The sequence below is a fragment of the Pseudomonas acericola (SeqCode) genome, from assembly GCF_053456465.1.
The window spans coordinates 792611-814915 of sequence record NZ_JBRFJB010000001.1; the positions used below are offsets into that span (position 1 = coordinate 792611).

Here is a 22305-nt window from a genome sequence, read left to right on the forward strand (position 1 = left end):
GTGGCGTTGATTAACCGATGATTAACTGGCGCTATTCTAGAGTGTAGGGAATCTCTGAGCATGGATCTTTTAGCGGCATAATCTGCACTTAATCGGCTGCACTTTTAATCACGCCATCTTTCATGAAGGGTTCACCATGCACGTACTGGTCTGCGAAGACGACGATCTGATCGCCAGCGGCATCGTGGCCGGCCTCACCGCCCAGGGTTTTACCGTGGAGCGCGTTGGCACGGCGGCGGCTGCACGGGCCATGCTCAAGGCGGCCACGTTCGACATCATGGTGCTCGACCTCGGCTTGCCGGACGAAGACGGCCTCAAGCTGCTGCAACAACAGCGCAGCCAGGGCCTGGAAATCCCGGTGCTGATCCTCACCGCACGCGATTCAGTGACCAACCGCGTCGACGGCCTGCAAGCCGGTGCCGACGATTACCTGCTCAAGCCCTTCGACCTGCGCGAACTGGCCGCACGCCTGCAAACCCTGTTGCGGCGCATGGCCGGACGCAGCGTCAACCTGATCGAACACGGCCGCCTGGCCTACGACCCGAGCAGTCGCGAGACCTTTCTGGGCGGCGAGCCGGTGGACCTGTCCCGCCGCGAGCAGGCGTTGTTGCAAGCCCTGCTGCACAACAAGGGCCGCGTGCTCTCCAGCGAGCAGCTCAAGGACAGCGTCTATGGCTTCAATGACGAGCTGGAAAGCAACGCGTTGAACGTGCATATCCACCACCTGCGCCGCAAGTTGGGCAACGGCATCGTCGAGACCGTGCGTGGCCTCGGCTATCGCCTGGGCCCGGCGGACGGTGGAGAGGACGCGTCGTGAAAAGCCTGCGCCTGCGCCTGACGTTCAAGCTGGGCGCCGCCTTTGTGTTGATCTGGGCCCTGGCGGCGGCCTGGATGCTCAACGATCTGCGCAACCAGATGATGTTCTCCCTCGACCAACGCCTGGTGGCTTCGGCGCGCATGGTCGCCGGGTTGATGGAAGAGATGCCGGGCCTGGCCAGTTCCAGCGTGGGCAAGCATTTCGGCGCCAAGCCACTGAATGTGCCGGGCGGCATGGCCTGCCAGGTCAGTTCGTTGCGCGGCGAAGTCCTGGCCCGCAGTCACACCACCCCGGACGAGGGCCTGGAGTCCATGCGCAGCGGCTTTCGTGACCAGGTCATCGACGGTGCGGCGTGGCGCAGTTTTACCTTGTCCCGTGGCGATTTGCTGATCACCACCGCTGACCGCCAGGTGGAGCGCGAGGCGTTGAACCTGTCGATCCTGCTCGCCGCTTCGGTGCCGGTGGGCGTGGCGATGCTCGGTTGCCTGTGCCTGTTGTGGCTGGGTATCGGCCAGAGCCTGGTGCCGCTCAACCGCATGCGTGACGCGCTGATGCGACGCAGTGCCGACTCCCTGGAACCGCTGCAGATCCACCCGTTGCCCAGCGAACTCAAGCCGTTGCTCGACACCCAGAACCAACTGTTCCAGCGCATCGCCAAAGCCATCGAACGCGAGCGCCGTCTCACCGGCGACGCGGCCCATGAACTGCGCAGCCCGCTCACGGCCATCAAGACCCACCTGCAGGTGGCGCGCATGACCGACGGCGCGGCCCGCGACCAGTCCCTGGCCCATGCCGAGGAGGGTGCCGACCGCCTGCACCGGACCCTGGAGCAACTGCTGTTGCTGGCGCGCGTGGAAGGCAGCCTGTCCTTCGACGACGGTTTGCAATCCAGTGCCGAGCAAGTCGCGCGGCTGGCCATCCAGGATGCCAACGCCGGCGACAACGGGCGCATCGACCTGATCCTGGCGGACAACCTCGTCGACACCCCGGTGGAAATGCCCGTGGGCCTGGCGGTCGCGGCGCTGCGCAACTTGCTGGACAACGCCTTGCGCCACACCCCCGCCGATACACGGGTGGAACTGAATGTGTCCGCCGACGCCGAGCATGTAGTGTTCCGCGTGCGTGACCATGGCAAGCAGATCTCCAGCGAGGACCTGCAATACCTCACCCAGCGTTTCTGGCGCAATGGCAACAGCGAAGGCTGCGGCCTGGGCCTGGCGATCGTGCAGGCGATTGTGCAGCGCTGCTCGTGCTCGTTGAAGTTCAACAGCCAGGCCGATGGCCTGCGTGTCGAATTGGGCATGCCGTTGCGGCGCTGATCCTTTTCTTTCAAGCCCCACATAGTTACCGCCCACCTGGAGTTTATCCCTTCAGGATGGCGGTAATTTTTTTGCGCTTGAACGGGCTGAATGATTCGGCCTGGACTGAAAAGGACAGCTTTTATGTTGGTGATCGATACCAGTTTCCCCTCCCAGGATTTCAATGAACGCAACGGCGAGGCCGTGCGCCAACTGATCCTGCATTACACCGCCGCGCCCTTCGGCTCATCCCTGCGCACCCTGACGCGCGATGGCGTCAGCGCGCACTACCTGTTGCCCGACCCGGATGAGCCCAGCTACCGCGCCGCCGGTTATGAGGAACTGCGCGTGTTTCGCCTGGTGGACGAAGACCAGCGCGCCTGGCATGCCGGGGCCAGCCAGTGGGGCGGTCGGGACAACCTCAACAGCCGCGCGATTGGCATCGAAATCGTCAACCTGGCACGGGATGACGGCGGCGTGCTTTCCTTTCCTGCGTACGCCGAGGCACAGATCGAGGTGTTGATCGCGCTGCTGCGTGACATTCTCGGCCGTTATCCGCAGATCGGCCCGAGCGACATCCTCGGGCATTCGGACGTGGCGTATTGGCGCAAAAGTGATCCCGGCCCACGCCTGCCGTGGCAGCGCTTGCATGAGGCGGGGATCGGCGCCTGGTTCGATGAGTCGACACGGGCGATGTACCAGCGCCGTTTTTGCCTCGGCTTGCCGCCGGAGGTCGAGGTGGAGCGGGCGTTTCAGCGTTACGGCTATAAACCCGCGCAGAACCGGCGGGCGTTTGAACAGCGCACGCGGGCGTTCCAGATGCACTTTCGGGCGCGGGATTATGGCGGGTTTCTCGATGCGCAGACCTGCGCGATCTTGTATGCCCTAAATGAAAAGTACCGCAGCCTGTAAGGCCTGACCGCACTTCTGTGGGAGCTGGCTTGCCTGCGATGCGGGCAACTCGGTGTATCTAGTGAATCCGGTTGATGCTATCGCAGGCAAGCCAGCTCCCACAGAAGAACGACCACAGGCCTAAATCCTCCCTTCGCTGGTGCGTTTCCAGAACAGGAATCAGATGAGGGATCGAGTAATGTCCGTCGCTATCAGCCATATCGAAGACACCCCGCTTCACGAAACGCTCTACCAGTTCGACGAAACCCCGCTGCTGGCCCGCCAGCGTCAGCAGGAATCCAATGCCCGCAGTTACCCCCGGCGCATTCCCCTGGCGCTCAAACGGGCCAAGGGCATTTATGTGGAAGACGTGGAAGGCCGCAGTTTCATCGACTGCCTGGCCGGCGCCGGCACACTGGCGCTGGGGCATAACCACCCGGTGGTGATTGCGGCGATCCAACAAGTGTTGAGCGATGAGCTGCCGTTGCACACTCTGGACCTGACCACGCCGGTCAAGGATCAGTTCGTGCAGGACCTGTTCGGCCTGCTGCCGGCAGAACTGGCGCGGCAAGCGAAAATCCAGTTCTGCGGGCCCACCGGTACGGATGCGGTGGAGGCCGCATTGAAACTGGTGCGCACGGCCACCGGACGCAGCACGGTGCTGTCGTTCCAGGGCGGTTACCACGGCATGAGCCAAGGCGCCTTGAGCCTGATGGGCAGCCTGGGGCCGAAAAAGCCCTTGGGCGCGTTGCTCAGTAATGGCGTGCAATTCCTGCCGTACCCGTACGACTACCGTTGCCCGTTCGGCCTGGGCGGCGCGGAGGGGGTGCGGGTCAACCTGCACTACCTGGAAAACCTGCTGAACGACCCGGAAGCCGGGGTATTGCTGCCGGCGGCGGTGATTGTCGAAGTGGTGCAGGGCGAGGGCGGCGTGATCCCGGCCGATCTCGACTGGTTGCGCGGCCTGCGCCGTATCACCGAGCAAGCCGGCGTGGCGTTGATCGTCGATGAGATCCAGAGCGGTTTCGGTCGCACCGGCAAGATGTTTGCCTTTGAACACGCCGGCATCATCCCGGATGTGGTGGTGATGTCCAAGGCCATCGGCGGCAGCCTGCCGCTGGCGGTGGTGGTGTACCGCGACTGGCTCGACACCTGGCTGCCGGGGGCGCATGCCGGGACGTTCCGTGGCAATCAGATGGCCATGGCTGCGGGTTCGGCGGTGATGCGCTACCTCAAGGAGCACGACCTGGCCGGCCATGCCGCCGCCATGGGCGAACGCCTGGGTGAACACCTGCGCATCCTGCAACGGGATTTTCCGCAACTGGGCGATATTCGCGGTCGCGGGTTGATGCTGGGTGTGGAGTTGGTCGATCCCCAAGGCGCCGTCGATGTTCAGGGCCACCCACCCGTGCATCGCCAACTGGCGCCGCTGGTGCAGCGTGAATGCCTCAAGCGCGGCCTGATCCTGGAACTGGGCGGGCGCCATGGCAGTGTGGTGCGCTTCCTGCCGCCACTGGTGATTACTGCCGCTGAAGTGGACCAGGTGGCCGAAATCTTCGGCCGCGCCTTGGCCGCAGCGGTCGCCAGCCTCTAATTTTTCCGCGGCTTGATACGTTTCTACAGATATCAGCGCTGCGCGTGGTGCGCAGCCAGCCTTTTAGCGATGGAGAACAGCAATGACCTCAGTATTTGACCGCGACGACATCCTGTTTCAGGTAGTGGTCAACCATGAAGAGCAGTATTCCATCTGGCCCGACTACAAAGTTGTGCCGGAAGGCTGGCGCACCGTGGGCAAGAGCGGCCTGAAGAAAGAGTGCCTGGCCTATATCGAAGAGACTTGGACCGATATGCGCCCGCTGAGCTTGCGCCAGAAGATGGATGGTGCTGCGCTCGCAGGCTGAGTAACGCCGCAGATCAAATGTGGGAGCAGGCAAGCCAGCTCCCACAGTAAGGTTGCGTTGCCTTTTAAGTGTTTTTCTCTTTCTCCAAACCGCCCGACGCCCCCGTCACCACCTGCACACTCAAACGCGGCGTAGCCAGATCCAACCCCGCCTCATCCAGATGCCGCTTCAGCGACAAGTTGAACGCCCGCGACACTTCCCACTGCTTGATCGGCGCCGTCTTGAACCGTGCGCGCAGGATCGCGCTGCCCGACTCAAAACTCTCCACCCCCTGAATCTCCAATGGCGACCAGATATTGCGCCGTTGCAGCGGGTCGTTGCGCATCTTCTGGCCGACATCGCGCATCAGCTTGATGGCATCGTCGATCTCCATGTTGTACGGGATCGCCACCCGGAAGATCGCGTAGCCGAACTCCCGCGAGTAGTTCTTGATGCTCTTGATCTCGCTGAACGGGATGGTGTGCACGATGCCGTCGATATCGCGCAGGCGCACGGTACGGATGGTCAGGCCCTCGACGGTGCCGAGGTGGCCGCCGACGTCCACGTAGTCATCGATGGCCAGGGAGTCTTCGATGATGATGAACAGGCCGGTGATCAAATCCGCCACCAGCGACTGAGCACCAAAGCCGATGGCCAAGCCGATCACACCGGCACCGGCCAGCAGCGGCGTGACGTTCATGCCCATGTTCGCCAGGGCGACGATGGCGGCGATGATGAAGATGGTCACGAACAGCACGTTGCGGATCAGCGGCATCATGGTCTGCGCACGCGCATTCGCCAGGCCTTTGCGTGAGCGGGTGAGGGCGTGGTGGATGGCGGTGTCGCTGAGGATCCAGATCAGCCACGCGAATAGCAACGTGCCGGCCAGGCCGAACAGCTTGACGCTGATTTCATGGCCGTCGCCTTCGGTAAAGCGAATCAGCGACAGGCCCCACACCCGCAGGCCCAATTCGATAAACACCAGCCACACCACCAAGTGGGCCAGGGTGTAGAAAAAGCTTTTCAGCCGCTCGGAGTACAACGCATGGCGCTTGTGCCCACGATGCGGCCGCAGGGCGTGGCGACGCACCAGGCCGTTGATCACCATGCACAACACCAGCAACACCGTGCACAACAGAGATTGGCGCAACGCGGTACTGGTGTCGCCGGCGGAGACAAATGTGGCGAACAGCGAGATGCCCACCAGCAGCAAGGCCGGGATGTACCAGAAGGAACCGATGATCTCGATGGTGTCGCTCAGGGCGCGGCGTGTGAGGCGGCGCGACAGCGGCTGGTTGCGGATCAGGTGGGCAATCGGCCGGCGGAAACGCAGGATGAATACGCCGGTGGACAACGCGGCCATCACATTGGCGACGGTGGCCGCCGTGTGGGACAGGTGCTGGCCCAGGGCCTGGACCAGCCGTGGGTCGCTCAAGGCTTCGCCGAACGCTGCGAAGCTGCCGATCCACCACAACGGGCGGAAAGCCTGGTGACGCAGGATATACAGGGCGCGATGGCGGTGCGGGCCGTCGAGTACCGAAAAGGCAATCACGCAGATCGCCGAGAAACAGGTGCCGACCACCAGCGCATAGGCCAGCACCATCGCCAGGGATTTGCCCAGGGACGATGGCAGCACGTAGCTCAGGTACACCGTGATCACCAACGCAATCAGCCACGGCCCCAGTTTGCGCAGGGCGAAGCGCACCATGTCCCAGGTGCGCGGGTGTTGCGGCAGCTCTTCGGGCAGGCCGAAACGCTCCCGTACGCGGTGGCTGAGCCAGATCAGCGCGTAGGCCAGCAGGCTCCACACCGCCAGGATCAAGGCAAAGCCAAAAATGATCGGCAGCCATTCGTTGGCTGGCAGCAGCAGGGCGCTGAATTCATCCTTGGCTTGATCGAATTCATCGGACCAGCGCCCCAGCGGGCTGTCGGCCCCGGAAAACTGCGCTTCCAGGTTGGCCAGCGTGCCACCGATCAACCCCAGCACGCCTTCTTCGGCGGCGGGTTGGGCTTTTTGCGTGGCGGCGCGCAGTTTTTTCAGGTCGCTCAGCAGTTGGGTGCGCTGCTGGTCGTTTTCCAGGGTCTTGATCACCTCGTCCAGCGACTGCCCCAGCGGCACTTCGGCCTGGGGCTGGCTCTTGTTGCCGCTGCCAAGCAAGCCGGGCAGGCCCACGGCGTGGGCAGGCGCGAGCGGCAGCAAGGTGAGCAGGGCGATCAGCAGGTAGCAGGGCAGGGCAAGCAGGCGGGAGAACACTAGGCGGTCAACCTTGAACACGACGGGTTGACCGAGTGTACGAGGGCAGGGGTCATTCGGCCAGTTTGGCGAGGATTTTGTACACCACAGTGCCGAGGATCAGCAGCATGCCGATCCACATGCCAAACACGCCAAGGGGTTTGTCGCGAAAATTGAAGCCCACGGCCAGCATGATCATGCCGATCAGGATCGGGATAAGCATGGCGTGGAAGGAGGACATGGAGATCATGGTGCGACGGCCTTGTCGGAGTGGGAATAGTGACAAGTCTAGGCGGGATTTTTGGAAGTGGGAGTGATATGGGTCAGGTTAATGCAGAACCAAATGTGGGAGCGGGCTTGCTCGCGAATGCGGTGGTTCAGTCAACTTATTCAGTGACTGACACACCGCATTCGCGAGCAAGCCCGCTCCCACATTTTTGACCGCATTCAGCTCGGAGATCAGGGCAAGTCGCGACTGGCGTAAAACGCCCCCAACACCTTCACCAGATGCGCCAGGTCATGGCTGCCGCACAACTCGCGAATGGAGTGCATGGCAAACGTCGGCAAGCCGATATCCACGGTGCGCACGCCCAGGTGGCTGGCGGTGATCGGGCCGATGGTCGAGCCGCAGCCCATGTCGCTGCGCACCACGAAGCTCTGCACCGGCACTTCCTCGGCCATGCACAGGTGGCGGAAGAAACCGGCGGTTTCGCTGTTGGTGGCGTAGCGCTGGTTGCTGTTGACCTTGATCACAGGCCCGGCGTTGAGCTTGGGACCGTGGTTGGCGTCGTGCTTCTCGGCGTAGTTCGGGTGCACGCCGTGGGCGTTATCCGCAGAGACCAGCAGGGATTTCTGAATGGTGCGTACGAACTCATCGCCTTCCGGCAGCAGGCGACGCAGGGTTTGTTCCAGCATCGGGCCATCGGCGCCGCAGGCCGAGCAGGAGCCAACTTCTTCGTGGTCGTTGCACACCAGCACGCAGGTTTCATCGGTTTCGCTGGTGAGCAAGGCTTGCAGGCCGGCGTAGCACGACAACAGGTTGTCGAGGCGCGCACCGGCGATGAAGTCGCCATTCAGGCCGATCACGGCTGCGCTTTGCGTGTCGTAGAAGCTCAGCTCGTAGTCGAGCACCACGTCGGCGTTAAGGCCGTGTTCGCGGGCGAGTTGCTCGGTGAGCACGGCGCGGAAGTCCACGCGCTCGTCGCCGGCAAATTGCGCGAGGATCGGCGGCAGCTCGGTCTGCGCGTTGATCGCCCAACCCTGGTTGGCTTCACGGTTCAGGTGGATGGCCAGGTTGGGGATGATGGCGATGGGCAGCTTGAAGTCGATCAGTTGGCTTTCGACCTTGCCGTCGCGGCGGAAGGTCACGCGGCCGGCCAGGGACAGGTCGCGGTCAAACCATGGTGCCAGCAGCGCGCCGCCGTAGACTTCGACGCCCAACTGCCAGAAGCCCTGGCGTTGCAGCTCGGGCTGGGGCTTGACCCGCAGGCATGGGCTGTCGGTGTGGGCGCCGACCAGGCGGATACCGCCCTGCAACGGCGAGTGACGGCCGAGCTTGAAGGCGATGATCGATGAGTCGTTGCGGGTCACGTAGTAGCGCCCGTTGGCCTCGGTGGCCCAGGTTTCGCGCTCGTCGAGACGCTGGTAACCGGCGGCTTCCAGGCGCTGGGCCAGGGCAGCAGTGGCATGAAAAGGAGTAGGGGAGGCCTTGAGGAAGTCGATCAGGCCTTGATTCAACGCTTCGCGCATAAATAGCTCCAGACAGCAATGCGCGGAGTTTACCGTATTGGCTCGGAATTTGGCGCGAAGCTACTTTCTTGAGCAAAACACAGAACCATTGTGGGAGCTGGCTTGCCTGCGATAGCGGTGTGTCAGGTAGAAATGTGGGGCTGATACACCGCTATCGCAGGCAAGCCAGCTCCCACATTTGATCGGGTTTGCATGTCAAAAAGGTGCCGGGCACTCGAAGCGCAAACGCTCGCCGCTTTGCGGGTGGGTGAAGCTCAGCATGCTTGCGTGCAGGCACAGGCGCGGCCAGGCGGCCAGGGCTTGTTCGTGGGCGTACAGGCCGTCGCCCAGCAGCGGGTGGCCGATGGAAAGCATGTGCACGCGCAATTGGTGCGAACGCCCGGTAATCGGCGTCAGCTCCACACGGCACCAGTCGCCACAGCGTTCCAGCACTTTCCAGAAGGTCAGCGCGTGTTTGCCGAACTCGTGGTCCACCACATGGCGCGGTTTGGTGGGCGGGTCGTAGCGCAGGGGCAGGTCGATGCTGCCGCTGTCCAGTTCCGGTTGGCCCCAGGCCAGGGCGGTGTAGGCTTTTTCGGTTTCACGGTCGTGAAACTGGCGGGACAGTTCGCGGTGCGTGTCGGCATCGCGGGCCAGCAGGATGATCCCTGAGGTTTCCCAGTCCAGGCGATGGACGATGCGGGCTTCGGGGTAGCCGTTTTCCTGCAGGCGGGTGATCAGGCAGTCCTTGTTGTCATCGGCGCGGCCAGGCACCGAGAGCAGCAGGGTCGGCTTGTTCACTACCAGGACAGCGTCGTCCTGATGAATGATGTGGATATTGGACAGCGGCATTAAACAGCCTCGTAACAAACGCCAACGGCGGCTCGCTCACCCGGTTCCCCAAAAGGGATCAAGGTGCGCGAGCCGCCGTGGCGACCGCCTGTTCGCTTAACGATCAGGCAGGGTGATATTGAGTTCCAGAATCGAGCAGCTGCCGTCGTTTTCCAGGGCGACATGCACGTCATCGTTGCCGATATTGACGTACTTGCGGATCACCTCGACCAGTTCCTTTTGCAAGGCTGGCAGGTAGTCCGGCGTACTGCGTTGGCCGCGTTCGTGCGCCACGATGATCTGTAGACGCTCTTTCGCTACCGACGCGGTACTTGGCTTTTTGTTGGCGCGAAAGAAGTCGAGAAATTTCATTGTTTAGTTGCCTCCAAAGATACGCTCGAAGAATCCCTTCTTCTTTACATCGAGGAAGCGATGTTCCACGGTCTTGCCGAGCAAGCGATCAACTGCATCGCTGTACGCCTGGCCGGCGTCGCTCTGGTCATCGAGAATCACCGGCACGCCCTGGTTGGATGCCTTCAGCACGGCCTGGGATTCCGGGATCACGCCCAGCAGGGTCACTGCGAGGATGTCCTTCACGTCTTCAACACCGAGCATTTCGCCGTTGCTGACGCGCTCAGGGTTGTAACGGGTCAGGAGCAGGTGTTCCTTGATCGGGTCTTCACCTTTTTCGGCGCGCTGGGACTTGCTGGCCAGCAGGCCGAGCATGCGGTCCGAGTCACGTACCGAGGACACTTCCGGGTTGGTCACGACGATGGCTTCATCGGCGAAGTACATCGCCAGGTGAGCACCGGTCTCGATGCCGGCCGGGGAGTCGCACACCACGTATTCGAAGGTTTCCTTCAGTTCAGCGAGGACTTTGCCTACGCCTTCCTTGGTCAACGCATCTTTGTCGCGGGTCTGGCTGGCGGCCAGTACGTACAGGTTCTCAAGGCGCTTGTCCTTGATCAGGGCCTGTTGCAGGTTGGCTTCGCCGTTGACCACGTTGACGAAGTCGTACACCACGCGGCGTTCGCAGCCCATGATCAGGTCGAGGTTGCGCAAACCGACGTCGAAGTCGACGATGACTGTCTTGTGGCCGCGCAGAGCGAGGCCGGTACCGATAGCGGCGCTGGTGGTGGTCTTACCCACACCACCCTTGCCGGATGTAACCACGAGAATCTTGGCCAAGGTGTTTCACCCCTAAGGAAAAAGGACATTTCAGTCCCTGAAAAACATCTCTTGGAACTCGCCGCAGGCGGACAGCCTTTGTAGGGAAAAGACGGGTTCGCGCGGGAAAAGCGCCAACCTTTAAATGTTCCTACACAAGTAATGCCAGTTTCGCTGTGCTATCAGAGTCTAGAGATGCTTGGAAAATGCGGCAGTATCCGTTAAAGACGGATGATGTTCAACACATCGCCCGACAGGCTGACTTGTACCCCGGCCCCCCACAGCGGATCACGGCGCAAATCTTCGGAAACCTTGTAACGGCCTGCGATGGACACTAGCTCAGCGGTCAATTGCTGGCAAAAAATCCGCGCCTTGGTATCACCCTTGATGCCGGCCAGGGCACGGCCACGCATTGGGCCGTATACATGGATGTTGCCATCAGCGAGAAGTTCCGCCCCGGGACTGACCGAGGAGATCACCACCAGGTCGCTGCCTTCGGCGTAAATTTGCTGCCCGCCGCGTACGGGCGAGGTGATGATCTTTGTAGGCTTGATCATCGGAGCCGGCGGTTTTTCCGGTTTTTTCTTCTCTTCAGCGACCAATGGTTCGATTGGACGCTCCCGCGCGCCGGACGGCGGCAGTACTGGCAGTTCAATGGCGATGGCGGCGGCAATGTCTTCGATACGGCTGGCGCGAATCGCCAGGGTGCGCAGGCCATGGGAGCGGCATACGCGCATCAGGCCGGGCAGGTCGATAAGGCCCTGGCCAGCGGGGAGTTTGTCCAGGGCCAGTACCAGCGGGGCATTGTTGAAAAAGTTCGGCGCCAGGGCGACCTTGGCGGCGAGCTGGCGGTCCAGGGCGTCGAGGTCGTTGCGGGCCAGTTCCAGCACGGTGATGGCGAGCATGCTGCCTTTCAGCTGGAACACGGGATCTTGGTCTAGCGGTTCGGTTTGGCTCATGGTCGGCATAAAGCGGCTTGTCACGAAAAGTGTCGAGACTTATAACGAGAACATCCACTGGCCGCAAGCCGAGTCGAACCGTTGTAGAATGCGCGGCCCTGTCTTTACCGGAATCTGTAATGGATCGCCCGCGTTTTCGAGCTGTATTTTTTCACCCGCGTTTCTGGCTTTTATGGCTGGGGCTCGGCCTGCTGTGGCTGGTCACCCAGCTGCCGTACCGTGCACTGCTGACCATTGGTCGCCTGCTGGGTGCGGGGATGTACCGTGTGGCCGGCGAACGCCGCCGCATCGCCGCGCGAAACCTGGAACTGTGCTTCCCGGAAAAATCCGCCAAAGAGCGTAAGCATTTGCTTAAAGAAAACTTTGCCTCCACCGGCATTGCTTTCTTTGAGATGGCCATGAGCTGGTGGTGGTCGCGCCAGCGTCTGGCGCGCCTGGCCCATGTCGAGGGGCTGGAACACCTCAAGCAGGCGCAGCTGGATGGCAAGGGCGTGATCCTGATGGCCCTGCATTTCACCACCCTGGAAATCGGCGCGGCGTTGCTTGGGCAAAAGCACACCATCGATGGCATGTACCGCGAACACGGCAACCCGTTGTTCGACTTCATCCAGCGCCGTGGCCGTGAGCGCCACAACCTCGACTCCCTGGCCATCGAGCGCGAAGACGTGCGTGGCATGCTCAAGTTGCTGCGCGCCGGCCGGGCGATCTGGTACGCGCCGGACCAGGACTATGGCGCCAAGCAGAGCATTTTCGTGCCGCTGTTCGGCATCCAGGCCGCCACCGTGCCGGCCACCAGCAAGTTCGCCAAGCTAGGCAAGGCACTGGTGGTGCCGTTCACCCAGGAACGTCTGGCGGACGGCAGTGGTTACCGGCTGGTGATCCATCCGCCGCTGACCGACTTCCCGGGCGAAAGCGATGAAGCCGACTGCCTGCGCATCAACCAGTGGGTTGAAGCGTCGGTGCGCCAATGCCCCGAGCAGTACCTGTGGACCCATCGCCGCTTCAAGAGCCGGCCACCGGGCGAGCCCAAGCTGTACGAAAAACGCCGCCGATAAAACAGACGAGCACTTGTGGCGAGGGAGCTTGCTCCCGCTGGAGTGCGCAGCGCTCCCAAGCTTTTGGGGCCGCTACGCAGCCCAGCGGGAGCAAGCTCCCTCGCCACAATAAGACCGACCTTTCCCCACATGGAGTGACGCGATGCGCCCAGCTGAACCGGTTACAGGCTTGATTCTTTCCGGCGGTGGGGCGCGAGCGGCGTATCAGGTGGGGGTGTTGGCGGCGATTGCCGAGCTGTTGCCGCCAGGGGCTCCCAATCCGTTTCCGGTGATTGTCGGCACCTCGGCCGGCGCGATCAATGCCGTCAGCCTGGCCAGCGGTGCCACGGATTTCACTGCGGCGATCCAGCGCCTTACGGCCTTCTGGCAGGGCTTTCGCAGCCACTTGGTGCTACGCAGTGATTGGCCGGGGGTGATCCGCCAGGCGAGTCGCTTCTTTATTCACAGTTTGCTCGGGCTGGGCGCGCAAATGCCGGTGGCGCTGCTCAACAGCACACCGCTGAAGGCGTTGCTCAAGGACAAGCTGCACCTGGCGGGCATCGACGAAGCCATCCGCAACAAGCACCTGCATGCGGTTGCGGTGACGGCCTTTGGCTATGAATCCGGTCAGGCGGTGACCTTCTATCAGGGCGGCGGCACCATCGACGCCTGGTTGCGCCATCGGCGTATTGGCGTACCCACGCAATTGTCGGTTGAGCACCTGCTGGCCAGCTCGGCCATCCCGTTGCTGTTTGCCCCGGTCAAACTCGGCCAGGAATACTTCGGCGATGGTGCTGTGCGCCAATCCGCGCCCATCAGCCCGGCCCTGCACCTGGGCGCCAGTCGGGTGCTGGTGGTCGGCGTCAGCGGCAACCCACGTGGCAATGAGCCGGCCGTGCAGCGCACGTTCACCGGCCAGGAGCCGACCCTGGCGCAGATCGGCGGGCATATGCTCAACAGCACGTTCATTGACAGCCTGGAAAGCGATATCGAACTGCTGGAGCGCCTCAACCAGTTCAGCCATTTCCAACCGACCGACAGCGCGGCCCGTGGCCTGGCACCGGTGGAAGTGCTGGTGATTGCGCCGAGCCAGCCTATCGACGAGATTGCGGCACGGCATCGTCAGGAATTGCCGGCGGCATTGCGCTTGTTCTTGCGTGGGCCGGGAGCGACCAAGACGAGCGGCGCGGGGGTGTTGAGTTACTTGCTGTTCGAGGCGGGGTATTGCAGCGAGTTGATCGAGTTGGGGCGGCGGGATGCGTTGGCCAAGCGCGATGAAATCACCCGGTTCCTCGGCCTCGAGCAGATCTGAATGTGGGAGCTGGCTTGCCTGCGATAGCGGTGTGCCAGCCAATATATTTGGCACAGACAGACCGCTATCGCAGGCAAGCCAGCTCCCACAGGAGACTAGCAGCGCTAGTTAGAAGTGGTACTTGACCAGGAAGCTCGCCGTGTCCTGGTTGGTCTTGAACGCACCGGAATCTTCGATCCCGTACTTGTTCTTCCAGTAGTCGTATTCAAAACCGACATACAACTGCTTCGCGCCCCAGTTCATCGCCTTGCCCAGGTCGTATTTGACCTGCGGGTTGAAGTGCAAGTTGGCGTGGTAGGTGCCACGGGCGTTCTTGTCGTTGTCCACCACCCAATCCATAAAGCCATCGATCAGGATGTCGGAGTTGCCCACTGGCAGGGTGTAGGCCCACACCGGGGTGATCTGCCAAACGCCGTCGCCCGGGCGGTTGCCTTCGGTCTGGCGCTGGTAGAAGTTCAGCTGGAAGTAGTCGAAGCCCGGCACGTTCAGGTCAAAGCCAGGGCCGAACAGGTACGACTCGTTGTCGCCTTCGCCGAACTCGTAAGTGAAGGCCAGCAATACGTCTTTGATTGGGCCGAAGGACAGGTCTTGGTTGAAGATCTTGCCGAACGACAGGCGTGGGCTGATTTCGCCGTAGTAAGTACTTGGGCCGACGTTGCCGTCTTCCTTGCCGTTGTAAAAGATGCGGTCGACAAACAGGAAGTTGTCGCCGTACTTCCAGGCATCAGCATGTTCGAACGTGACGGTTTGCTGGATCTGTGGGTTGACGGTGAAGTTCTTGCCCCACAAGTAAGTCAGGCTGTTGTTTTGCCATTGCAGCAGGTCACCGGCCACGGCTTGGCCACCGGCCAGCAGGGATCCCGCCAGCATCAGGCCTTTGAACATAGGTTTCATTCGGTTGCTCCCGAGTTAAAGTTTTGTGGTTTTTCTTCTACGCAGGCGCTCTGGTGTGGCGCCTTTTGGTTCGCTGCAAAAATCGTCTGTTCGGTCAGCTTTAATGCTTTTAGCAAGACCTGCGCCAAGGTGTTTAAAAAGCCAAAAAATCCCCGTCGGCTGCATGAAATGCAGTCGAATTCAGAGGACGTTTGCGCACTTTGGCAGCAGACATTAGGCCGGGATAAGTTGGCCTTGCAGTCAGCTTTTACATTCGCTGTTTTTTTTTGAGTCGATTCGAGCGGGCGCGGAGAATACTGGCTCCAAAGCCTTGGCTCAAGTGCGCTGTTAAAGAGCGCGTGGGGCGAGAATGGGGCACGGCTTGTGGCCGGCCCCGGGTGAATGGCGTGCATGTGGGTGTTCCCTGTTCGTTTTTGTTTTTGTAATTAACGAAGGAATCAATGCGAGTGGGCGACTTCCGGGCGTTCCGCGCCGCCGAGGATGTTGAACAGCACATTCAGCGACAACGCGCTGAGGGTGGCCATGGCAATGCCACTGTGTGTAATCGGGCTCATCCATAGCGGCAGTTGCGCGAAGAATTCCGGGCGCACCACCGGGATCAGGCCCATGCCGATACTCACCGCCACCAGCAACTGGTTGCGGCGGTCGGCGATGTCGGCTTCCTGGAGGATCTTGATCCCCGTCGCCGCGACCATGCCGAACATGGCAATTGCCGCACCGCCGAGCACCGCCGGCGGAATCGACGCCACGAGGTACGCGGCCTTGGGCAGCAGGCTGAGGACGATGAGGAAGGCGCCAGCCATGATCGTCACCGAGCGGCAACGCACGCCGGTCATCTGCACCAGGCCGATATTTTGCGCAAAGGACGAGTGGGTAAAGGTGTTGAAGAACCCGGCCACAAACGATGCGCCGGCATCACACAACAAGCCACGGCGGAGCATTTTCGGGGTGACGTCCTGGCCGGTGATTTTGCCCAGCGCGAGAAACATCCCGGTGGACTCGACAAAGATGATCACCACCACCAGGCACATCGACAGGATCGGCGCCAACTCGAACTTGGGCATACCGAAGTGCAACGGTGTTACCACCTGCACCCACGGCGCCTGGGCCAGGCCGCTGAGGTCGACCATGCCGAGCAGGCCGCACAGCACGTAGCCCAGGCCCATGCCGATCAACACCGAGATGTTCACCCAGAAACCGCGCATGAAACGGTTGATCAGCAAGATGGTGCCCAATACCAGCGCGGCAATCGCCAGGTAGATCGGCGAGCCGAAGGTGGCCGCTGCGCTGCCGCCGCCAGCCCAGTTCACCGCGACTGGAAACAACGACAGGCCAATGGCCGTAATCACAGTGCCGGTGACGAGGGGGGGGAAGAAGCGCACGACCTTGGACATGAACGGCGCGATGATCATGCCAAAGAACCCGGCGGCGATGGTCGCGCCGAAGATCCCCTGCAAGCCGATACCGGGCATGCCGGCCATGGCCACCATGCTGCCCACGGCGGCGAAACTGGCGCCCATCATCACCGGCATGCGAATGCCCACTGGGCCGATGCCGAAGGACTGCACCATGGTGGCGATACCGGCCACCAGCAGGTCGGCGTTGATCAGAAAAGCGATTTCTTCACGGCTCAAGCCCGCGGCCTGGCCAATGATCAGGGGCACGGCGACGGCGCCGCCGTACATCAGCAAGACGTGTTGCAGGCCTACCAGAATCAGTTGCAAGAGGGGCAGCCGCACCATGGCGGGTGCGGCAGGAATCTGCGGTTCGGCTAACTCGGTCATGCAACACCTCGGATCTTTTTTATTGTTGTGTTGTTTGGCATTCAATTGCCGGGTGGAACTCAATCTACAAACTTGCACGGTGCCAACTGTGGGAGCTGGTTTATGTGGGAGCTGGCTTGCCTGCGATGCAGGCACCTCGGTGTATCAGGTCGACCGAGGTGATGCCATCGCAGGCAAGCCAGCTCCCACACAAGTCCTCTCCCACAGTTGGATTTGTGTGGATCAGTTAGTTGGTACGGGCTCCCTGGTTGATCCAGGTGCCAATCAAATCGCGCTCCTGCTGGGTCATCTGCGTGATGTTGCCCAACGGCATGATCTGGGTCGCTACAGCCTGCGCTTGAATACGCGCCGCCTGCTGCTGGATCTGCGCCGGGGTATCAAACATCACCCCGGCCGGGGCGGCGCTGAACAGCGGGCTGGTGGGCTTGGCCGAGTGGCACACGGCGCAGCGTTCCTGGATCACCCCATGCACTTTGTCGAAATCAATCGACGCCTGCGCAGGTGCAGGTGCAGGTTCGGCAGCAGGAGCAGCGGCGGGTGCAGCCGGTTTCAAGCCACCGCCCAATGCCGTTTCCGGCAACGGTTGGTACTCGATGGCCGCAGGGGCCTTGGCCACTTCGGCCACCGGCTTGGGACCGGTTACGTAGGCCAGGCTGATCATCGCCAAGGCGCCCACGGGCAGGGTCCACGCGTACTTCTGGCTGTTATGCCGGGTGTTGAAGTAGTGACGGACCAATACCGCAGCCACCGCGATACCCGCCAGGATCAGCCAGTTGTATTGGCTGCCGTAGGTGCTCGGGAAGTGGTTGCTGATCATGATGAACAGCACCGGCAAGGTGAAGTAGTTGTTATGACGCGAACGCAGCAAGCCCTTGGCCGGCAGCGCCGGGTCTGGCGTGCGGTTCTCGGCAATCGCCGCGACCAGTGCACGCTGCGCCGGCATGATGATGCGGAACACGTTGCCGACCATGATGGTGCCGATTACCGCACCCACGTGCAGGTAGGCGCCACGGCCGCTGAACACTTTGCTGAAGCCGTACGCGGCGGCAATCAACAGCACGAACAGGATGAACCCGAGCAGGGCAGGGCGTTTGCCCAGGGCCGAGTCGCAGAGGAAGGAGTAGATGAACCAGCCGGCGAAGAGTGAGCCGATGCCCAGCAACACGCCTTCGGTGCCGCTGAGGCTGCTGCCGGGGGCGAGCAGGTACAGCGTCGGGTTGAGGTAGAACACCACGCACAGCAGCGCGACGCCCGACATCCAGGTGAAATAGGCTTCCCATTTGAACCAGTGCAGGTTGTCCGGCATGGTCGGTGGGGCCAGTTTGTATTTTTCCAGGTGGTAGATACCGCCACCGTGGATCGCCCACAAGTCACCGGCCAGGCCGTTCTTGGGGTTGACGCGATTGAGGTTGTTTTCCAGCCAGACAAAGTAGAAAGAAGCGCCGATCCACGCGACGCCAGTGATCATGTGAACCCAGCGCACGCTAAGGTTCAGCCATTCCAACAGATGTGCTTCCACAGTCTTTACCTCTCGCCTGTCACCCTTGTTGTCGGGTGATCAAGCCTTCTCTTATTGGTGGGGGGCGAGGATCAACCGCTCATCCTCTTTGAAAAAATGCTCATCGCAGTTATTGCCTGTGCCACTGCGATCAACCACCAGGAAGTCATCCCGCTTTTCGATCGTCAGCACCGGGTGGTGCCAGACGCCGCGATGGTAATTAATGCCCTGCCTGCCGTTGGTGACGAAGGCGCGGACCAAGCCTGATACAGGTTCATCGCCAAGTGGCGCGACCACGATCAGAAAAGGGTTGCCGAGCAGCGGTATGAACGCCTGGCTGCCCAGCGGGTGTCTCTCCAGCATGCACACGGTCAGCGGCATGTCCTGCGCGTCGGCGCGGAAGATGCTGATGATGGCGTGGTCTTCAGGCGCAGCGGTTTCGACCGTGGCCAATTTGTGAAAGCGCATGGTCGACCCGTTGTTGATCATGAAGTGATCGCTGCCGTCGGTTTCGATAACGTCTCCGAAAGGGGCGAAGGCTTCTTTGGTCAGGGGTTCGATCACTAGTGTGCGCATGGCTGTCTTCTTATCCGAATTTTGTTGGTTTTGCTTTTTGTGGAGAGGGAGCTTGCTCCCGCTGGGCTGCGTAGCGGCCCCAAAATCTTGGGAGCGCTTCGCACTCCAGCGGGAGCAAGCTCCCTCGCCACAAGGGGTTACTTGGCTACTTTGCCGAGGACACGCAGGCGGCTCACACCACCATCCGGGAACACATTCAGGCGGATGTGGGTAATCGGGCCCAGCGCCTTGATCTGCTCGGCGAAGCTGTGTTCAGCGTGCATTTCCAGCTTCTGCGCTGGCAGCAGTTCGCGCCAGAACAGCGATTGGGTTTCGATCTGGCTGTCGGTGCCGCCTTTCACGAAGGCGCCCTGGATCGAGCAGGTGTCCGGGTAGTTGCCCTTGAAGTGCAGGGTGTCGACGATGATCTTCTCGATCTCGCCCGGGTGGCCCAGTGCGACGATTACCCAGTCATTGCCCGGCGTGCGGCGACGTGCGGTTTCCCAGCCGTCGCCCATGTTGATGCCACGGCCCGGGTTGAGGATGTTGCTCATGCGCCCGAAGTGTTCATCGGAGCAGGCCAGCGCACGGCCGCCGTTGAGGGCCGAGGCCAGGTCGACTTGTTCGTTGTCGCCGATCGACGACCAGTCGCGGAACGGAATGCCGTACACACGCAGACGCGCCACGCCACCATCCGGGTAGATGTTGAAACGCAGGTGGCTGAACGCCTTGTCGTTGTTGATCTCGTGGTAGTGGTGGCTGTTGCCTTGCAGCTCGACGGCCGACAGCACTTCTACCCACTGGGTGTTCTCATCAGGGTCGCCCGAGGCCAGGAAGCAGGCTTCCAGCGAGGCCGACGGCGGGAAGTTGCCGGTGAAGAATGAAGTGTCGATGTCCACGCCTTTGATCGAACCCGGTACGCCCAGGCGGATCACCGCGCTGTCGTAGCCTTCGAAGCGCTTGCGGCGTGATTCCCAGCCGTCCATCCACTTGCCGTTGTCATCGAAAACGCCCTCCTTCCATACGGCCGGGGTCGGCTGGAACAGGCGGTTGGCGTCGGCGAACCAGTCATCGGTCACCGAAAGAATCTTGGTGCCCAGGCGGGCGTCGGCCAGGTTGACGAACTTCTCGAAAGGTACGGCGTAAGCTTTCATTCTTCTTGTCTGCCTTAGATAGAGTGGCTGGGGATGGTCGTTTAGAGGGTCAGTAAACGGAACAACGCGATCTTGTTGATCTCGGCCAGTGCGCATTTGAACTCGGTGTCCACCGAGTTGTGGATGCGCGTTTCGAACGCGGCCAGGATCTGATGCCGGTTGCTGCCTTTTACCGCCATGATGAAGGGAAACTTGAACTTGGCCTTGTAGGCATCGTTCAGCTCGGTGAAGCGAGAAAACTCTTCGGCCGTGCATTGGTGAATCCCCGCGCCAGCCTGTTCATCAGTGCTGGCTTGGGTCAGTTGGCCCTGGACGGCAGCTTTACCGGCCAGGTCCGGGTGAGCGTTGATCAGGGCCAGCTGGCTGGCATGATCGGCGCTCAACAGGATGTCGCTCATGCGCTGGTGCAGGGTTTCGATCTCGTCGATCGAAGGGTCCTGGCCCAGGTCGTAGGCCTTTTCGGCCACCCATGGCGAATGTTCGTAGATGTCGGCGAAAGCCTGGACGAATTCGTCGCGGCTCAGCGTCGAGGGTTTGAGGGTCTTGAAGGCGGTCATTTGGCGGCTCCCTGGAACGGGTGGGTGTCGTGCCAGTGACGGGCAATGTCGACACGGCGAGTGAACCACACCTGTTCGTGGCCTTTGGCGTATTCGACAAAACGCTTCAATGAGGCCAGGCGTGCTGGGCGGCCAATCAGGCGGCAATGCAGGCCGATGGAGAGCATTTTCGGTGCTTCGGCGCCTTCGGCGTAGAGCACGTCGAACGCATCTTTCAAGTAGTCGAAGAAGTCATCGCCCTTGTTGAAACCCTGCACCTGGGTAAAGCGCATGTCGTTGGTGTCCAGGGTGTAGGGAATCACCAGGTGCGGCTTGCCGGTGGGGTTGTTGGGTTCCCAGTAGGGCAGGTCGTCGTCGTAGGTGTCGCAGTCGTAGAGAAAGCCGCCTTCCTCCATCACCAGCCGCCGCGTGTTGGGGCCGGTGCGCCCGGTGTACCAGCCCAGTGGGCGTTCGCCGGTGAGTTCGGTGAGGATGCGGATCGCTTCGAGCATATGCTCGCGTTCCTGGGCCTCGTCCATGTACTGGTAGTCGATCCAGCGGTAGCCGTGGCTACAGATCTCGTGACCGGCCTCGACCATCGCGCGGATCACATCCGGATGGCGCTGGGCGGCCATGGCCACGGCGAAGATGGTCAGCGGGATATCGAATTCTTTGAATAACTTGAGGATGCGCCACACGCCGGCACGGCTGCCGTATTCATACAGCGACTCCATGCTCATGTTGCGTGCGCCTTGCAGCGGTTGGGCCGAGACCATTTCCGAGAGGAAGGCTTCGGACTCTTTGTCACCGTGCAAGATGTTGCGCTCGCCGCCTTCTTCGTAGTTGAGTACAAAAGACAACGCAATGCGTGCCTTGCCCGGCCAGTGGGGGTGAGGAGGGTTACTGCCGTAACCGATCAGGTCGCGTGGGTAGTCAGCGCTCACTGCAGTCTTCCTTCTTGTTCGTGATCATTCATGTGGCGGCCGGGCAGTGGAATGACTGGGTGGCGTCACAGCGATGAGTGATTGTATACAACTTATCGTCCACTTTGTAAGCCTACATTTCTGCATTTTTTCCGCAGGGCTCTGTGTAAAGGGTGTAGCAAGAAACTTGCCCAGTTGGTCAGCTAATGGACAAAAGGTCGTTTAAAAGCAAGGATTACCTGTCGATTACCTGTTAAGGCAATGCAGGCGGGGTGATCAAAAGGTTTGTGATTTTTATTGTGTACAATTTTTTTAAAAAGTGTCTTAATCAGCCATCGCCGGCTTTTTCACTGCCCTGAAAAAGTGCGGATCTCTCTTCTACTGACTTCGGGAGGCGCGTAGACGCCATGGGACGTTTGACCACACACGTTTTGGACGCCGCACACGGCTGCCCCGGCAGCGCGATCAAGGTTGAGCTGTACCGCGTCGAAGGCGCGCAACTGGAACTGGTTGCCACCGCCCTGACCAACAGCGACGGCCGCTGCGATGCGCCATTGTTGCAAGGCGACGACTACCGCAGTGGTGTCTACCAACTGCAGTTCAGCGCCGGCGACTACTACCGCGCCCGTGGCGTGCAATTGCCGGAGCCGGCTTTCCTCGATGTGGTGGTATTGCGCTTCGGCATCAGTGCCGAGCAGGATCACTACCATGTGCCCCTACTGATTTCGCCCTACAGCTACTCCACCTATCGCGGTAGCTAGCGTCACCTCGCTTCACACCCCCAAAGCTCTTCGTTGGTTTTTTGCCCGCC

The 22305-nt window shown here is 61.2% G+C and carries 23 protein-coding genes; 8 read left to right on the forward strand and 15 right to left on the reverse strand.

Annotated features, from left to right (window positions below):
• Positions 1-136 precede the first annotated feature (136 nt).
• The 5 genes from ACU688_RS03600 to ACU688_RS03620 all read left to right on the forward strand — a co-directional run bounded on the left by ACU688_RS03600 (position 137) and on the right by ACU688_RS03620 (position 4907).
• On the forward strand, positions 137-817 hold the full coding sequence (locus ACU688_RS03600) for a response regulator (protein WP_124526470.1): 681 nt from the start codon (positions 137-139) through the stop codon (positions 815-817).
• Positions 814-2136, forward strand: coding sequence for an ATP-binding protein (locus ACU688_RS03605; RefSeq protein ID WP_448183668.1), 1323 nt, complete (start codon positions 814-816; stop codon positions 2134-2136). The genes ACU688_RS03600 and ACU688_RS03605 overlap by 4 nt, the downstream gene beginning before the upstream one ends.
• Positions 2137-2259: 123 nt before the next feature.
• Positions 2260-3027, forward strand: a complete 768-nt coding sequence (locus ACU688_RS03610; RefSeq protein WP_448183669.1) for an N-acetylmuramoyl-L-alanine amidase — start codon at positions 2260-2262, stop codon at positions 3025-3027.
• A gap of 178 nt (positions 3028-3205) precedes the next feature.
• Positions 3206-4600, forward strand: a complete 1395-nt coding sequence (locus tag ACU688_RS03615; RefSeq protein ID WP_448183670.1) for an aspartate aminotransferase family protein — start codon at positions 3206-3208, stop codon at positions 4598-4600.
• An 82-nt stretch (positions 4601-4682) separates the two neighbouring features.
• Positions 4683-4907: an MbtH family protein gene (locus tag ACU688_RS03620; protein ID WP_448183671.1), complete on the forward strand. Its 225-nt coding sequence runs from the start codon at positions 4683-4685 to the stop codon at positions 4905-4907.
• A 64-nt stretch (positions 4908-4971) separates the two neighbouring features.
• Here ACU688_RS03620 and ACU688_RS03625 read toward each other — a convergent pair whose 3' ends face one another.
• From ACU688_RS03625 to minC, 7 genes are all read right to left on the reverse strand, one after another.
• On the reverse strand, positions 4972-7140 hold the full coding sequence (locus ACU688_RS03625) for a mechanosensitive ion channel family protein (protein WP_448184027.1): 2169 nt from the start codon (positions 7138-7140) through the stop codon (positions 4972-4974).
• Positions 7141-7192: 52 nt separating this feature from the next.
• Positions 7193-7369: a hypothetical protein gene (locus tag ACU688_RS03630; RefSeq protein WP_010208820.1), complete on the reverse strand. Its 177-nt coding sequence runs from the start codon at positions 7367-7369 to the stop codon at positions 7193-7195.
• 209 nt (positions 7370-7578) lie between these two features.
• Positions 7579-8868, reverse strand: a complete 1290-nt coding sequence (locus ACU688_RS03635; RefSeq protein ID WP_017737533.1) for a M18 family aminopeptidase — start codon at positions 8866-8868, stop codon at positions 7579-7581.
• 195 nt (positions 8869-9063) lie between these two features.
• Positions 9064-9699, reverse strand: a complete 636-nt coding sequence (locus tag ACU688_RS03640) for an RluA family pseudouridine synthase (protein ID WP_017737534.1) — start codon at positions 9697-9699, stop codon at positions 9064-9066.
• Positions 9700-9795: 96 nt separating this feature from the next.
• Positions 9796-10050, reverse strand: a complete 255-nt coding sequence (gene minE / locus ACU688_RS03645; protein ID WP_003175252.1) for a cell division topological specificity factor MinE — start codon at positions 10048-10050, stop codon at positions 9796-9798.
• Between the two features lie 3 nt (positions 10051-10053).
• On the reverse strand, positions 10054-10866 hold the full coding sequence (minD, locus tag ACU688_RS03650) for a septum site-determining protein MinD (RefSeq protein WP_017737535.1): 813 nt from the start codon (positions 10864-10866) through the stop codon (positions 10054-10056).
• A 200-nt stretch (positions 10867-11066) separates the two neighbouring features.
• Positions 11067-11804, reverse strand: coding sequence for a septum site-determining protein MinC (minC, locus tag ACU688_RS03655; RefSeq protein ID WP_448183672.1), 738 nt, complete (start codon positions 11802-11804; stop codon positions 11067-11069).
• A 119-nt stretch (positions 11805-11923) separates the two neighbouring features.
• On the opposite strand from minC, the gene ACU688_RS03660 reads away from it, so the two are divergent.
• Together ACU688_RS03660 and ACU688_RS03665 are read left to right on the forward strand one after the other, a co-directional pair.
• On the forward strand, positions 11924-12859 hold the full coding sequence (locus tag ACU688_RS03660; RefSeq protein ID WP_124526466.1) for a lipid A biosynthesis lauroyl acyltransferase: 936 nt from the start codon (positions 11924-11926) through the stop codon (positions 12857-12859).
• 142 nt (positions 12860-13001) lie between these two features.
• Positions 13002-14150, forward strand: coding sequence for a patatin-like phospholipase family protein (locus tag ACU688_RS03665; RefSeq protein ID WP_448183673.1), 1149 nt, complete (start codon positions 13002-13004; stop codon positions 14148-14150).
• 108 nt (positions 14151-14258) lie between these two features.
• On the opposite strand, the gene ACU688_RS03670 is transcribed toward ACU688_RS03665, so the two are convergent.
• From ACU688_RS03670 to puuE, 8 genes are all read right to left on the reverse strand, one after another.
• Entirely contained in the window at positions 14259-15044 is a 786-nt protein-coding gene (locus tag ACU688_RS03670) for an outer membrane protein OmpK (protein WP_124529478.1), read from the reverse strand.
• Positions 15041-15436, reverse strand: a complete 396-nt coding sequence (locus tag ACU688_RS03675) for a hypothetical protein (RefSeq protein WP_124529480.1) — start codon at positions 15434-15436, stop codon at positions 15041-15043. Before ACU688_RS03675 ends, ACU688_RS03670 begins: the two co-directional genes overlap by 4 nt.
• A 45-nt stretch (positions 15437-15481) precedes the next feature.
• Complete coding sequence (locus ACU688_RS03680) at positions 15482-16828, reverse strand: nucleobase:cation symporter-2 family protein (RefSeq protein WP_017737540.1); 1347 nt, start codon at positions 16826-16828, stop codon at positions 15482-15484.
• A gap of 226 nt (positions 16829-17054) precedes the next feature.
• Positions 17055-18347 (reverse strand): urate hydroxylase PuuD, encoded by a 1293-nt coding sequence (locus ACU688_RS03685; RefSeq protein WP_448183674.1) that lies wholly within the window; start codon positions 18345-18347, stop codon positions 17055-17057.
• Between the two features lie 51 nt (positions 18348-18398).
• Complete coding sequence (locus tag ACU688_RS03690) at positions 18399-18902, reverse strand: ureidoglycolate lyase (protein WP_448183675.1); 504 nt, start codon at positions 18900-18902, stop codon at positions 18399-18401.
• 137 nt (positions 18903-19039) lie between these two features.
• Positions 19040-20035: an allantoicase gene (alc, locus tag ACU688_RS03695; protein WP_207045003.1), complete on the reverse strand. Its 996-nt coding sequence runs from the start codon at positions 20033-20035 to the stop codon at positions 19040-19042.
• A 41-nt stretch (positions 20036-20076) separates the two neighbouring features.
• Positions 20077-20592, reverse strand: coding sequence for a 2-oxo-4-hydroxy-4-carboxy-5-ureidoimidazoline decarboxylase (gene uraD / locus ACU688_RS03700; protein ID WP_448183676.1), 516 nt, complete (start codon positions 20590-20592; stop codon positions 20077-20079).
• Positions 20589-21515, reverse strand: a complete 927-nt coding sequence (gene puuE, locus ACU688_RS03705; RefSeq protein WP_448183677.1) for an allantoinase PuuE — start codon at positions 21513-21515, stop codon at positions 20589-20591. The genes uraD and puuE overlap by 4 nt, the downstream gene beginning before the upstream one ends.
• 386 nt (positions 21516-21901) lie before the next feature.
• Here puuE and uraH point away from each other — a divergent pair, with 386 nt between their 5' ends.
• Positions 21902-22255 carry a hydroxyisourate hydrolase gene (gene uraH / locus ACU688_RS03710; protein ID WP_025854995.1) on the forward strand — a complete coding sequence of 118 codons (354 nt, stop codon included), beginning with the start codon at positions 21902-21904 and terminating at the stop codon, positions 22253-22255.
• Positions 22256-22305 lie beyond the last annotated feature (50 nt).